This is a genomic window from Micromonospora sp. HM5-17, assembly GCF_003762835.1.
Lineage (GTDB): Bacteria > Actinomycetota > Actinomycetes > Mycobacteriales > Micromonosporaceae > Plantactinospora.
The window spans coordinates 809,499-822,914 of record NZ_RJWA01000003.1; the positions used below are offsets into that span (position 1 = coordinate 809,499).

Annotated in this window: 13 protein-coding genes; 7 read left to right on the top strand and 6 right to left on the bottom strand. The window is 73.7% G+C overall.

Annotation, left to right across the window (positions count from 1 at the left end; all coding sequences use genetic code 11):
• The first annotated feature begins 133 nt into the window (after positions 1-133).
• The gene (locus tag EF879_RS13065; RefSeq protein WP_123558153.1) at positions 134-1,501 is read left to right on the top strand and encodes a dipeptidase; all 1,368 of its coding nucleotides are present in this window, start codon (positions 134-136) and stop codon (positions 1,499-1,501) included.
• A 181-nt stretch (positions 1,502-1,682) separates the two neighbouring features.
• Here the strand turns inward: EF879_RS13065 and EF879_RS13070 are convergent, their stop codons facing one another.
• Positions 1,683-3,275, bottom strand: a complete 1,593-nt coding sequence (locus EF879_RS13070) for a peptidase (protein WP_123558155.1) — start codon at positions 3,273-3,275, stop codon at positions 1,683-1,685.
• A 179-nt stretch (positions 3,276-3,454) separates the two neighbouring features.
• Here EF879_RS13070 and EF879_RS13075 point away from each other — a divergent pair, with 179 nt between their 5' ends.
• Both EF879_RS13075 and EF879_RS13080 read left to right on the top strand, forming a co-directional pair.
• Positions 3,455-3,661, top strand: coding sequence for a hypothetical protein (locus tag EF879_RS13075; protein ID WP_123558157.1), 207 nt, complete (start codon positions 3,455-3,457; stop codon positions 3,659-3,661).
• 40 nt (positions 3,662-3,701) lie between these two features.
• On the top strand, positions 3,702-5,477 hold the full coding sequence (locus tag EF879_RS13080) for an ATP-dependent DNA ligase (protein ID WP_123558159.1): 1,776 nt from the start codon (positions 3,702-3,704) through the stop codon (positions 5,475-5,477).
• A gap of 8 nt (positions 5,478-5,485) precedes the next feature.
• Here the strand turns inward: EF879_RS13080 and EF879_RS13085 are convergent, their stop codons facing one another.
• A complete protein-coding gene (locus EF879_RS13085; protein WP_148086427.1) occupies positions 5,486-5,941 on the bottom strand; it encodes a hypothetical protein in 456 nt (151 codons plus the stop codon).
• Between the two features lie 65 nt (positions 5,942-6,006).
• A complete protein-coding gene (locus EF879_RS13090) occupies positions 6,007-6,552 on the bottom strand; it encodes an NUDIX domain-containing protein (RefSeq protein WP_233604410.1) in 546 nt (181 codons plus the stop codon).
• A gap of 429 nt (positions 6,553-6,981) precedes the next feature.
• Between EF879_RS13090 and EF879_RS13095 the strand changes: the two genes are divergently transcribed.
• Entirely contained in the window at positions 6,982-7,626 is a 645-nt protein-coding gene (locus tag EF879_RS13095) for a 2'-5' RNA ligase family protein (RefSeq protein ID WP_123558165.1), read from the top strand.
• 308 nt (positions 7,627-7,934) lie between these two features.
• Here the strand turns inward: EF879_RS13095 and EF879_RS28090 are convergent, their stop codons facing one another.
• The 3 genes from EF879_RS28090 to EF879_RS13105 all read right to left on the bottom strand — a co-directional run bounded on the left by EF879_RS28090 (position 7,935) and on the right by EF879_RS13105 (position 10,037).
• Positions 7,935-8,486: a PP2C family protein-serine/threonine phosphatase gene (locus EF879_RS28090; protein WP_233604411.1), complete on the bottom strand. Its 552-nt coding sequence runs from the start codon at positions 8,484-8,486 to the stop codon at positions 7,935-7,937.
• Entirely contained in the window at positions 8,441-9,160 is a 720-nt protein-coding gene (locus EF879_RS28095) for a GAF domain-containing protein (RefSeq protein WP_233604412.1), read from the bottom strand. Before EF879_RS28095 ends, EF879_RS28090 begins: the two co-directional genes overlap by 46 nt.
• Positions 9,161-9,392: 232 nt before the next feature.
• Entirely contained in the window at positions 9,393-10,037 is a 645-nt protein-coding gene (locus EF879_RS13105) for a response regulator transcription factor (RefSeq protein WP_123558167.1), read from the bottom strand.
• Between the two features lie 30 nt (positions 10,038-10,067).
• Between EF879_RS13105 and EF879_RS13110 the strand changes: the two genes are divergently transcribed.
• From EF879_RS13110 to EF879_RS13120, 3 genes are all read left to right on the top strand, one after another.
• On the top strand, positions 10,068-11,192 hold the full coding sequence (locus EF879_RS13110; RefSeq protein WP_148086428.1) for a sensor histidine kinase KdpD: 1,125 nt from the start codon (positions 10,068-10,070) through the stop codon (positions 11,190-11,192).
• Positions 11,140-12,006, top strand: coding sequence for a manganese catalase family protein (locus tag EF879_RS13115; RefSeq protein ID WP_123558171.1), 867 nt, complete (start codon positions 11,140-11,142; stop codon positions 12,004-12,006). Before EF879_RS13110 ends, EF879_RS13115 begins: the two co-directional genes overlap by 53 nt.
• A gap of 99 nt (positions 12,007-12,105) precedes the next feature.
• Positions 12,106-13,404, top strand: a complete 1,299-nt coding sequence (locus EF879_RS13120; protein ID WP_123558173.1) for a putative manganese transporter — start codon at positions 12,106-12,108, stop codon at positions 13,402-13,404.
• Positions 13,405-13,416 lie beyond the last annotated feature (12 nt).

Consider the following 13,416-nt stretch of genomic DNA (forward strand, 5'->3'; position numbering starts at 1 on the left):
CCCGGCCCCGGGCCGCGGAGTGCGCGGCCGGCCCGCCCCGGCGGCCCGGACGGCGGCCGGAGTGCCGGGCCGAGGGTGGCGCAGCCGGATCCGGCCTCCGATCCGGCTGCCCGCGCGGCCTACGATCACGGTCATGACCACAGCTACCCGTACCGAGTCCGACATCCGTGCCGCGATCGCACGCGAGCTGCCCGGCGTACGGGCGGACCTGGAGCGCCTGGTCCGGATCCCGGGCATCGCCTTTGACGGCTTCGACCACTCCCAGGTGGAGCGGAGCGCCGAGGCAGTCGCCGAGCTGCTTCGGGGCTGCTCCCTGGACGTACGGGTGGTGCGGTCCGGCAACGGGCAGCCGGCGGTGATCGGGACGCGACCGGCTCCGCCCGGCGCGCCGACCGTGCTGCTCTACGCCCATCACGACGTCCAGCCGGTCGGCGATCTGTCGCTCTGGCAGAGCGACCCCTTCGAGCCGGTCGAGCGCGACGGCCGGCTCTACGGCCGGGGCGCCGCGGACGACAAGGCCGGCATCATGGCCCACGTCGCGGCGCTGCGGGCCTTCGGGGACGCGCTTCCGGTCGGGATCGTGGTCTTCGTCGAGGGCGAGGAGGAGTACGGCTCCGAGTCTCTGGAGCGGCTGCTCACCGAGCACCGCGACGAGATCGCGGCCGACGTCATCGTGATCGCCGACTCGGGCAACTGGGACATCGGCGTACCGGCGCTCACCACCTCGCTGCGCGGCATCGTCAACTGCTTTGTCGAGGTCCGTACCCTCGGTCAGGCGGTGCACAGCGGGATGTTCGGCGGCGCCGTGCCGGACGCGCTGACCACGCTCTGCCGGTTGCTGGCCACCCTGCACGACCAGGCCGGCGATGTCGCGGTGGAGGGCCTGGTCCGGGCGCCCGGCGCGACCGTCGACTATCCGGAGGACCGGCTGCGCGCCGAGGCCGGAATGCTCGACGGGGTCTCCTTCATGGGTACGGGCCGGCTCACCGACCGGATCTGGACCAAGCCGGCGATCTCGGTGATCGGTCTCGACGCGCCGCCGACCGCCGAGGCGCCGAACGCGCTGGTGCCCACCGCCAAGGCGAAGCTCAGCGTACGGCTGGCCCCCGGGGACAACGCCGCGCAGGCGTACGCCGCGCTGTGCGAGCACCTGCGGCGGCACGCCCCGTTCGGCGCCTCTGTCACGGTGACCCTGGAGCACGACGGCGAGCCGTGCGTGATCGACGCCTCGGGCCCGATGTTCGACGCGGCTCGCGAGGCGTTCCGGATCGCCTGGGACGGCGTCGACCCGGTGGACATCGGCGTCGGCGGTTCGATCCCGTTCATCGCCACGTTCCAGGAGCTGTTCCCGGAGGCGGCGATCCTGGTCACCGGCGTGGAGGACCCGTACGCCCGGGCGCACGGCCCGAACGAGAGCCTGCACCTGGGGGAGTTCGCCCGGGTCTGCCTGGCTGAGGCACTGCTGCTGGCCAAGGTCGCCGAGGTGGCGACCGGACGCTGACCCGGTCGGCGGCTTCGAGCCCGCGGGGACGGCGGTCTTCTCCGTCCCCGCGGGGATGCGTCCACCTCCGCGATCGCGCGCCTCGCGGTGACGCCTCCGTCATCGCGGGGACGCGGTGATCCCCGCGATGACGTGTCCGTCCCCGCGGCGGTGCGGTGGCCCCCATGACCCCGGGCGGGGTCTACTCCTCGACGGCGGTGCCCGGGCGGCGGCGCGCCAGCAGCAGGAGCAGCACGCCGAGTGCCACGGTGGTGAGGCCGATGCCGCTCGTCGGGCCCGGCCGGGCACCGGTGATCGGCAGCTCGCCGCCACCACCGCCCGGCTCGTTGATGACGATCTTCACGGTGTTGTTTGCCTCGTCCTTCTCGGTCGAGGCCCCCGTCGGACGGACGGTGATCGAACCGTTCGTCCCCGGAGTCGACGTGATCCGCAACCGGATCGTGGCGGAAACGGTGCCGGCGCCCGACGCCTCGGCCAGCCATGGTTGCCCGGTGCCGCAGTCGACGCTGGTCAGTTCGGCGGCCGGCTTGCCCTGCTCGTCGGTGAAGGAGCACCACTCGCTCGGCAGCAGCACGGTGCCGCGCGGCGCCACGATCCGCCACGTCGCGGCGCCGTCGGACGGCCCGCGGTTGGTGATGGTGTACGCCACCTCGACGGTGTCGCCGACCGCCCCGGTCACCGCCCCCGCCTCGACCGCGAAGTCGTGGGTGTTGGGTTTGCTCCAGATCGCGAACTCGGCCCGGGTCGCCAGCTCGGCGCCGTCGGCCGGCCCGGAACGCGGGGTGGCCCACGGCTCGACGTCGCCCGGCAGCGCGGCGATCCGCTCGGCCAGCGGGGACGGCTCCGCGGCCGCGGTCGATCGGGCGGCGTCGGACGGCTCCGCCGCCGCGGGCGCGTCCACCTCCACCGAGGCGGTGTGCCGCTGCGGCCCGGGCAGGTTCGCGCCGACGGCGACGTGGAACAGCGCCTCGTCGCCCTGTGGCGCGAAGAGCCGGACCAGGTAGCCGGGTGGAAGCGACACCGGCAGCACGCAGCGCATCGTGGTCGGGCCGTAGACGTACCCGTCGGGTGGCGTGCCGGACCGGCCTCCCGTGTAGTCGCACTCCTCGTACCGCTCGACGAACGTCGAGCCGAGCGGCAGGGTGAGCGTCAGCCGGATGTCCCGGGCCTCGGTACGCCCGCGGTTGATGATGGTCGCCCGGACGGGGTGGGTCTCCCCGGAGCCGACCGGCTCCTCGGTCGAGCCGAGGTCCTCGACGGAGACCGCCAGATCCGGGTCGGGCCGTTTCGTCACCTCCACGGAGAGCCGGCTGCTCGTGGCGGTGCCGTCGGGGCCGGTGCCGGCCAGGACGACGGTGAGGTCGCCGGCGTCGCCCGGCGCGGCATTTGGCCGGCTGGCAAGGACGATCGACTCGACCGTGTCGTCCTGCCCCGGCGCCAGGTCGGCGTGCGGGCAGGTCACGACCTTCTCGGCGAGCTGACAGCCGGTGGCCGTGTCGGCCAGGGAGATCACGACATCGTCGGTGAGCCTGCTGCCGTCGTAGGTCACGGTGACCTCGGTGGCCGGCGCCTCGCCGCGGTTGGCGAGCTGGAAGCCGAGCGGGGTGCCGAGCGTGTCGATGGTGGCGGTGGTGACGGCGGTCAGCGACAGCGCGGGCTGGGGCGATGCGGCGGCGTATCCGGGACCGGGGATGGCGGCGAGCGCCAGCCCCGCGACGGTGGCCGCGGTGACCGCAGCCACCCGGTTACGGGCGTGACCGGTGGCGAGGTGCATGGATCGTGGCGTCCTTTGCTCTGCTGGCCGCGCCGCTGGCGGGGCCGGCGGGCGCGGCGGTCGAGGGGACGGTGAGTGACGCTGCCCGGACGATAACCGACACCGGACCCAGCCGGCGACCCACGGGAGAAACCGGAAAAGCGCCCCGGTCGCCCCACCGGGACGGTATGGTATCGAACATGAGTACGAACGAGGCGATGGCGCGGCTCGATGCCGCGGTCACTGCGCTGCGGGACGTCGACGTCGCCGCGTGGTCCGACGAGGCGCTCCAGGAGCGTCTTGCCGAACTGTCCACCGCTCTCTGCGCGCTCGACGCCGCGCTGTCCCGGATCGCCGACGGGATCCGCGCCCGCGGGCTGCGGATCGAGGAGCCGGTTTCCGCCTAGCCCGACCAGGGATGTCGGTCGTGGCTGCCAGGATGGAGCCGTGCGCTTCGTTGACCTGGCCGCCGCCTCCGCCGCCGTCGCCGCGACCTCCGCCCGGCGGGCCAAGGTGGAGTTGCTCGCCGGGGCACTGCGCAGGCTCGAGCCCGACGAGATCGCGGCCGGTTCGGCGTACCTCGCCGGCGAGCTGCGGCAGCGGCAGACCGGCGTCGGCTACGCCAGCCTCCGCGAGCTGCCGCCCCCCGCCGAGCACCCGACCCTGACCGTGGCCGCGGTCGACGCCGCCATCAGCGAGCTGGCCGCGGTACGGGGGCCGGGATCCCACGCCCGCCGCCGGGAGCTGTTGGCCGCGCTGTTCGCCGCCGCCACGACCGACGAGCGGCGCATGCTGCTCGGACTGTTCAGCGGCGAGCTGCGGCAGGGCGCCCAGGCAGGGTTGCTGGTCGAGGCGATCGCCCGGGCCGCCGAGGTGCCGGTGCCGATGGTCCGCCGGGCGCTGCTGCTCGCCGGTGACCTGAAGACGGTGGCGGTGGCCGCGCTGACCGGAGGGCCGGCCGCGTTGGCCGGGTTCACGTTGCAGGTCGGCCGCCCCCTCGCGCCGATGCTCGCCCAGAGCGCCGCCTCGGTCGAGGAGGCGGTGTCGGCGGTCGGGCTGCCGGCGGTCGTCGACGTCAAGCTCGACGGCATCCGCATTCAGGTGCACCGCTCCGGCGACGACATCGCGGTCTTCACCCGCAGCCTCGACGAGATCACCCCACGGGTGCCGGAGGTGGTGTCCGCGGTACGCGCCCTGCCCGCCCGCGAGCTGGTGCTCGACGGTGAGGCGATCGCGCTCGACCCGTCCGGTCGGCCCCGACCGTTCCAGGAGACGGCGAGCCGGGCGGCCACCCGGGGCGCACGTCGGGCCGTCCGCGCCGCGCTGTCCGGGGACGCCGACGCCGGGCACGGCGAGCCGGGTGGACCGCGTAGCTTCGGCGCCGCACCGGTCGCCTCGCCCGAGGCCGGCTCGGTGCGCAGCTCCGGCGAGGTGCCGACCGACATCTCCGCGTTGCCCCGGATCGGCACCTCCGGTCCGGCGCCGGCGACAATTCCCGGGCCGGAGCGTCCGCCCGGCGCCGCGCCGTCGGTGCTCGCCGCGGCCGACACCAGCGGTACGACGCTGCTGACGCCGTTCTTCTTCGACCTGCTGCACCTCGACGGGGCCGACCTGCTGGACGCGCCGGGGCGCCAGCGCTGGGCGGCGCTCGCCGAGACGGTCGCCCCGGCGCACCTCGTCCGACGGAGCGAGGTCGAGAGCGTCGAGGCGGTGTCGGCGGCGTTCGCGGCCGCCCTCGACGCCGGCCACGAGGGGATCGTGGTGAAGGCACCGGAGGCGCCGTACGACGCCGGGCGGCGGGGCGCGGCGTGGGTCAAGGTCAAGCCACGGCACACCCTCGACCTGGTGGTCCTCGCCGTCGAGTGGGGCAGCGGCCGGCGCCGCGGCTGGCTGTCGAACCTGCACCTGGGGGCGCGCGATCCCGAGCGGGGCGGTTTCGTGATGCTCGGAAAGACGTTCAAGGGGCTCACCGACGAGCTGCTGCGCTGGCAGACGGAGCGGTTCCAGGAGTTGGCGGTCGAGCGCGGAGACTGGGTGGTTCGGGTTCGGCCCGAACAGGTGGTGGAGATCGCCTTCGACGGGGTGCAGAGCAGCCCGCGCTATCCGGGCGGGGTGGCGCTGCGCTTCGCCCGGGTGGTGCGGTACCGACACGACAAGACCGCCGACGAGGCGGACACGATCGACACCGTACGCGCCATCCACGCGGGCCACCGGCCGGGCTGACGTCCGGCTCAGCGGGTCGGCTCACCCGGCTCCCCGAACCCGCACGGTCCCGCCCCGCCGCCGGTGTCGCAGCTGATCGGGGCGCTCGCGGCCGACCAGCAGTACGCCCGCCCGTCGACCTTCTCCAGCGGCTGGTAGTACGCGGCGTACCCGGTCACCCGGTGATCCGGCGGCGCGAGGCCGGCGATCCCCTCCGGCCAGGTCGCCGTGGCCACGCCGTCCTGGTCGGTGGTGGCGTACCGGAGCGCCTCCGCCGCCGTGGCGCGCCGGTCCAGCAGGGTCACCACCAGCTTCACCCGGACACCGCCGAGCGGCTTTCCGGCCGCGCCGAGCCGGGCGCTGACGGTGAGCGGGGCGTCGGTTCGGCTCACCGTGACCGGTGACACCTCCAGGGCCGTCTCGGTGCAGCCCTGCTGACAGCCGACGGCCGGGACGACCAGCCCGCCCAGCAGGACGGCGGCCACCGTGGCCAGCGCGATGCGGCACCCGCGCCGCCCCGGCGGATCGGGCCGGCCAGTCCAGCGGGACGTCACCGTGCGGCGGGGGCGGGTCGAGCCGGACCGGACGCGGCGGTGGCGAGGAACTCGGCCAGCGTCTCGGTGTGGGTGGAGAACGCGAGGTCCATCGGCTCGGTGCAGACGAGCCACTCCGTGGACTCCGCGGTGGGAGCCGAGGCAGGCAGCGTGTCGGCGGGCCGCTCGGGCAGCACCCCGAATATCATGATCGTGTTGCCGGCCGGGGCGCTGCGTACCGCGAACAGACGCACCGCTGCCGCGTCGCCGACCAGGCCGGTCTCCTCGCGGAGCTCCCGGACCAGGGCGTCTCGCCAGTCCTCGCCGTACTCGATGAAGCCGCCGGGAAGCGCGAGCAGGCCGCGTCCCGGTTCGATGCCGCGGCGCTGCACCACGACGCCGACCCGGCCCTCGGCGGTGCGGACCGGAAGGATCGCCACCGCCACCGGCAGCGGATTGCGCCAGGTGGTTTCGCCGCAGGCCGGACACGTCCGGGGCCAGTCGGCCTCGGCCGGGTACGCGGTGCCGCAGTACGAGCAGTGCGAGTGGAGGACGCCGGTCACGTCGGCCGACGATACCCGGCACCGTGCCGACGGGGCGTGGCCGCTACCGGGAGTTGACGTCGGGATGCCGAGCGCTGTCGACGGTACTGTCGTACTCGTCGCAGCCCGCCGGCCCGGGCTGCGGAAGGGCATGCCCGGCGCGGCGTCGGAGGGGCAGGCCCGGCACGGGCCGTGGCACGAACTCGCGGCGCGCCGGAGCGGTGCCGCGGTGTGCGCTCCACAGGAGTCGCGAGGCGCGACCCGGACCGGACGCCGCAGGGCGCTCGCCGGCTGACCGCGGTGCGCTCGGTGCGGGCCGGGACGCGCGCCGGGCGGCGAGGGAACGACGGACGACGAGGAACCGAGGCGGGAGGTACGGAATGGTGGGTCGATGAGGAGACCGGGGCGACGGACCGAGCGGCAGGACACCGAGAGGACGGAGCGAAGGAAATGACGACGGTGGAACACGTCGACACCATGCGGGACCACTGGTGGTGGCGTCCGGGCTGGCGGGTCGGCCGGCACTACTACGCGTGTCACTTCGACATGGGTCGACACCGCGAACTGGTCGCCCTGGTCGAGCGGTACCAGCAGGCGATCGGTGAATTTCCCGGGCTCGACCTCATTCCGCACCGCTGGCTGCACCTGACGACGCAGGGCGTCGGGTTCCTGGACGACCTTGCCGCCGAGTCGATCGACCGTCTGGTCGGGGTCGTCGCCGATCGGCTCGCGGAGGTGCCGGCGCCGGTGGTCACCTTCCACCGGCCGACGGTACGGGGTGAGGCGGTGTATCTGCTGGCGGACCCGGCCGAGCCGGTCGCCGCGGTCCGGTCGGCGGTGCGCGCGGCGATCGCCGAGGCGCTCGGCGAGGAGCGGGTCGAGCAGGCGGCGGAGGGTCCGGCCGGCTTCCGGCCGCACGTCAGCATCGCGTACTCGAACCGGGAACAGCCCGGGGCGCCGATCGCTGAGGCGCTGGAGAAGGTGATGACCGAGCCGGTGACCGTGGTGCTCGACCAGATCGAGCTTCTCGAGTACCACCGGGATCGCCGGATGTACGAGTGGACCGAGGCCCGTCCGCTGAGGATCGGCCGGTGACCCCGGTTGGCCTCGGCGGGCCTTGCGGCCACGGCGACGATAAGTGTCCAATCTAGACGTACATAGGTGTATGTAGACATTCGATGGTGGGGGTGCGCGGGCTGCCGCCGTGGTAGCCGTGCGGTGGTACCCGCGCTCCCGCCGCCGGTGCGCGGCGGCGTGCCGGCGCCGGGCCTACCGTCACCGGGGCGGTCGGCGCGGTGCCTCGGTCGCCGGCGGCCCACCGTCATGGTGCTTCGGCCATCAGCGGTCCGCCCGCACGGCGCCTGCCGGCGCCCCGGCGGCTCGTCACCCCGTTCAGCGGTTTGTCAGCGGGTGATTCGCGCCCGTGGGGTACGCCGCAGCGCCAGCAGGGCCACGTCGTCGACGGGTTGTTCGATGTCCAGGGTGTTCATGATCGTCGCGCAGACCGCCTCGGCCGTTCCGGGGCGGATCGCGGCGCGGAGGCGGTCGAGCCCGACGTCGATCAGCTCGTTACGCCGCTCGATGAGGCCGTCGGTGTAGCAGACCAGGACCGCCTCCGGCGGGAAGTCGACGACGGTCGTGCGGCGCTTCGGACGGCTGATCCCGAGCGGCAGGTCGACGGGGAGGGCCAGCGGACCCACACCGGCGTCCGGGTCGGCGAGCATCGGTGCCAGGTGCCCGGCCAGGGAGATGCGGATCTGGTCCCGGTCGGGGCTGACCAGCGCGTAGAGCACGGTGGCGAGGTTGCCGGCCTCGAAGTGCTGGATCTTCTGGTCGAGCCGGGTCAGTGCGTCGGCCGGGTCGTCGCACTCCAGGGCGTACGCCCGCAGGGCACTGCGCAGCCGACCCATCACGACGGCGGCCCGCAACCCGTGCCCGGAGACGTCGCCGACCACGAGGCCGAGCCAGCCTGAGGGAAGGGTGAAGACGTCGTACCAGTCGCCACCGATACCGGTGTGGTGGCCGGGGACGTACCGGGCGGCCATCTCGACGCCGGCGACCTCCGGCAGCCGGGTGGGGAGCAGGCGCTCCGCTGCAGGGCGAGGGTCGCGGTTCGGTCGATGCCGCCGAGCCGGGCCTGACTCGCGAGGCTGGCGCGGTCCGCGACCAGCTGGAGCAGCTGGACGTCGTCCCGGGTGAAGCGACGTGGGCTCAGGGTCCCCACGTGCAGCACTCCCACCAGGTCCGTGCCGGCGAACAGCGGCACCCCGAGCATGGACCGGATTCCCCTGTCCCGCAGGACGGCGGTGGGCAGATCGGCCGGCGCGACCTGTTCCACCACGATCGGCTGTTTCCCCGCGGCGACCTGCCCGACGAAACCGTGAGCCGCCGAGATCCGGAGCCCCGGCCGGGTCTCCGCCTCGACACCCTTCGCGGCGGTCGTCACGAACTGCTGCGCGTGTTGATCGAGGAGCAGGATGGCCGCCGTGTCGACCATGAGGATCTCCTGGACCCGCGCGAGGAGTTCGTCGAAGAGATCGTCGACGTCGAGCCGAGACAGCGCGGAGTCCGTCACTGCCTCGATCCGGCGGAGCCGCTCGTCGACCCCGACTCCCTCTGCCTCGATCACTCCGTGAAGCGTAGCCGGTGTGGGGACCACCGGCGGTGATGGAACAGTCTGGCTCGGGCGTGGCCGTGGCGCGGCGGTCGCTGCCCGTCGTACGGTCCGTCGTCGGCTGAACCGTCCGCACGGGAGCCTCCGGAAAGGGCCGGTTCCGGCGTGAAACAGGGAGTAGGGACCAGACGGTCCGATCAGCGGTCACGAGGGCGGTTCTTCCGCTTTCCGAACAGGCCGGCCGCTTCTAGAACAGGCCGGCGCTGCCCGCGATCGCGGCGGCCTCGGCCTTCGACGAGACCCTGAGCTTGCGTAACAGGGACGCGATCAGGCGTTTCGCCGTCCGTTCCGAGACGTGCAGCTTCTCCGAGATCCCGGCCGTACTGGTTCCCCGGGCAATAAGCTGCAGGAGCAGGCGTTCCTGCTCGTCGAGGCCGGCGGAGACCGAGGCCCGGCCGCGCACCGGTGCGACGAGCGCCCCCAGCAGGTCGGCGGGGAGGACCGCCCAACCATCCAGCACGGCGAGCAGCGGCGGCAGGAGTTCCTCGGGCTCACTGCTCTTCGGTAGGTAACCGTCGGCACCGGCCCGGAGCGCCTCCACGGCGGTGGCGGTGTCGTCGAGACCGGACATCGCGACGATCCGGAGGCCCGGGTTGGTCCGCCGGATGGCGGCGATGGCCCGTACCCCGCCGGGCTCGGGCATGCGGAGGTCGACCAGGGCCAGATCGGGAAGGCAGCGACGGACGAGGGCGGCGGCCGACGCCGCGTCCCCGGTCGACCCCACGACCCGTACCCGCCCACCGTCGGTGGCCGCGAGCAGCAGCTCCAGCCCACGTACGAACAGGGGGTGGTCGTCGATCAAAGCGATGCGGACGGTGGCCGAACCGGGCACCCGGGCGCCTTTCCCGGATACGGCCTGATCATGCCCACCAGGTTGAGAGGCGTACCCCGGCGACGTTTCGCGACGATCGGTACGCCGATGCCGGCGGCGCTGGTCGGCGGCGCGGTGGTGGTCCTGGCCGGTGCCGTGGCGCTCGGGCTGCTCCTGAACGCCACGATGGCCGTGACGCTGGTGCTGACCGGGCTGCTCGCGGTGGATCTCGTGCTCCGGGCACGGTCGCTGCTCTGCCGCCGTGGATCCAGATCCCCGGCCGAACCGGACGGACGTCCGAGCCGGGGCGATCCCGCTGTCGAGTCTGTCCTGCTCCGGGCGCTCTGTCACGAGTTGCGGTCGCCGATCGGCACGCTGACCGCGCTGACCCGGACCCTCGCCGACGAGCGGCAGGCGGTCACCGTGGCCGACCGGCGGGCGATGCTGTCGCTCGCCCGGGACCAGGCCGTACACCTCGACGGCGTCTGGCGGCAGGCGGTGGCCTGGGCACGCGGCGTGACCGAGGACGGCGAACCGCCGGTCCCGCTGGCCCGGATCCTGCCGGCGGTGGTCGCGGCCTGGCCGCCGAGCCGGGTACGGCTGTCGGTGAGTCCCGACGCAGGCCGACGGTTGGTCAACGCCCAGCGGGTTCGTCAGGTGCTGCTGAACCTGGTCGACAACGCACTGCGGCACGGCCCCCGGCGGGGCCCGGTCCGCGTCACCGCCACCGTGCGCGCCGGTGATCTGGTGATCATGGTCGCCGACGAGGGCCGACACTGTGCCGATCTGCTCGCCGCACTGCGCCGCCCGGCCCCGCCCGGCGGAATGTCCGGCCTGGGGCTCTGGATTGTCCGACGGCTGGTCGACGTCGACGGTGGCACGATCCGGGCGTACCCGCTCCGACCGCGCGGTGTCGCGGTCGAGGTGTCGCTTCCCGCGCAACCGACCCCGTGGCCCGACGCAACCCGCCGTGCCGAGCCCGTCCGCCAGCCGGAGCCGGTCGGCCGCGCCCGTCTCCTCCGGCTGCTCAGCGGTTGGCCCGGATGGGCCACCGTTTGGCCCGGCCGGTTCGCCGTTCCGGGTACCCGCGCGGTGTCCGCATCCCGCCCGACAGGAGGACAGCGTGTTCAGCCACATCAAGGATCTGCAGTTCACGGCGAAGCCGGACGGACCTGATGCCGCCTTCGCCCGGCGTCTCCAGGAGATTCTGGGCGGCAAGTGGGGAGAGATGACCGTCGCCAACCAGTACCTCTTCCAGGGCTGGAGCTGCCGCCTCCCGGGCAAGTACAAGGATCTCCTGCTCGATGTCGGCACGGAGGAACTGGGCCACGTCGAGATGATCTCCATCATGATCGCCCGGTTGTTGGACAGCGCGCCGCTCTCGATGCAGGAGGCCGCCGCCGAGGACAACCCGATGCTGGCGGCGATCTACGCCGGCTCCAACCCGGCGCACCTCATCCACGCCGGCGGCGGGCCGCTACCGGTGGACAGCGTCGGAGTGCCGTGGAACGGCTCGTACATCACCGCCAGCGGCAACCTGCTCGCCGACTTCTACCTCAACGTCACGGCGGAGGCGCAGGGACGACTCCAGGTGGCCCGCCTGTTCAACATGACCGACGATCCCGGCGTCAAGCAGATGCTGCGTTTCCTGCTCGCTCGGGACACGATGCACCAGAACATGTGGCTCGCCGCCATCGAACAGCTCAAGGAGGACGGCCTCGAGGAGATGCCGGTGCCGGAGGCCTTCCCGGATGCCGAGCAGGAGAACGAGTTCGCCTACCAGTTCATCAACTTCTCCGCCGGTGAGGAGTCGGCCGAGGGCCGGTGGGCGTCCGGACCGAGCCCCGACGGGAAGGGCCAGTTCAGCTATCACGCGACGGCACAGGCCCATGAGGAGGCGCCGACGCTGCCGCCGGCGGACCCCCGGTTGCACGGCACCCCGCCGCCGACGGTCGGCTCGATGCTCGCCGCGAGGACGACGAGCCGCTGACCGGGCTCGTCACGTCCGCCGCTTCCCGTTCCCCGCCGTGCCGGGACGACCTGTCTCCGCCGGACGTCCCGGCACGGTCCACCACTGGAGGGCTGCCTCGTGGTCGAACTGCTCGTCCGTCCGCTGGCGGACGCCTTCATGCAGGTCGGGGTCTTCGTCGCCGTGCTGGTCGCGCTCTTCGGGTGGCTCCGCTGGCGTCACGGCGACCGGGTCACCGATGGACTGACCCGCCGGCCGCGGCTCGGTCCGCTGGTCGGCGCGGTGCTGGGCGTGAGCCCCGGGTGCGGCGGGGCCATCATCCTCATGCCGCTCTACGCCCGGGGGAAGGTCAGTTACGGCACGGTGATCGCCGCGCTCGCCGCGACGATGGGCGACTCGTCCTGGGTGGTGATCGCCGCTGATCCCGGATTCGCGCTCCGGATCCACCTGGTGCTGTTCGTGGTCGGTCTGGCCACCGGATACGCCGTCGACCTGCTCGGGATCGACCCGGCCCGCGCCCTGCCCGCGTGGTGGCGGCGGCGCCGGGCGGGCAGGGCGGCCGCGGCGCTGCCGGGTGCCGTGCCGGCCGGCGTCGCCCCACCGGCCCGACCGGCGCCGGTCGGGCCGTCCGCGCCTGCCGGGGCGCCGGCCCCGACCACGGCCGCCCCACCCGCCGCCTCCGCCGTGCGGCCTGCCCCAGCGGGCCGGGCCGCCGCGCCGGGGCGCGGCCGGCCGCGCGGAGTCGACAACCCGGGAACGGGAGGGCTCGCGGTGCTCGCCGCCGCCGACCAGGCGCCGACCGCGCGGCGGAGCGGGATCTCCGTCGCCTTCTGGGGGTTGACCACGCCGGCCTTCCTGGTCTCCGTCCCGGTCGCGTTTCACGCGGTCGACCCGGCGTCGTTGCGTGCCCCGTTCGCCGGCGTCGACCCGTACCTGGTCCTGGGGTGCGCCGGCATGCTGGTCGCCCTGGTCGTCTTCGCCGTCGGACGGGGCCGGTTCGCCGACGACTCCATGGCCACCGCCCACCCGGCGAGTCTGCGGGAGACGCTCCGGCACAGCGCGCACGAGGCGTCGTTCGTCACGGTGTGGGTCGCGGCCGCCTACCTCGGGTGGCAGGTCCTCTCCACGGCGACCGGATTCGACGGTTCGCAGCTGGGCTTCGCCGGAGTGGTCGGGGTCCTCGTCGGCGCGCTCATCGGGTTGGTCCCGGGCTGCGCGATCCAGATCGTCTTCACCGGGATCTACGTCAGCGGGGGACTGCCGCTGCCGACGCTGGTCGCCAACGCGATCAGCCAGGACGGCGATGCCCTCATCCCGCTCGCGGCGCTGCGTCGCCGGGCCGCCGGACTGGCGACCCTGATCACGACCGTGCCGGCGCTCGTCGTGGGTCTCGGACTGCTGCTGGTCCTCGCCGTATGAACCTGTCCCGCA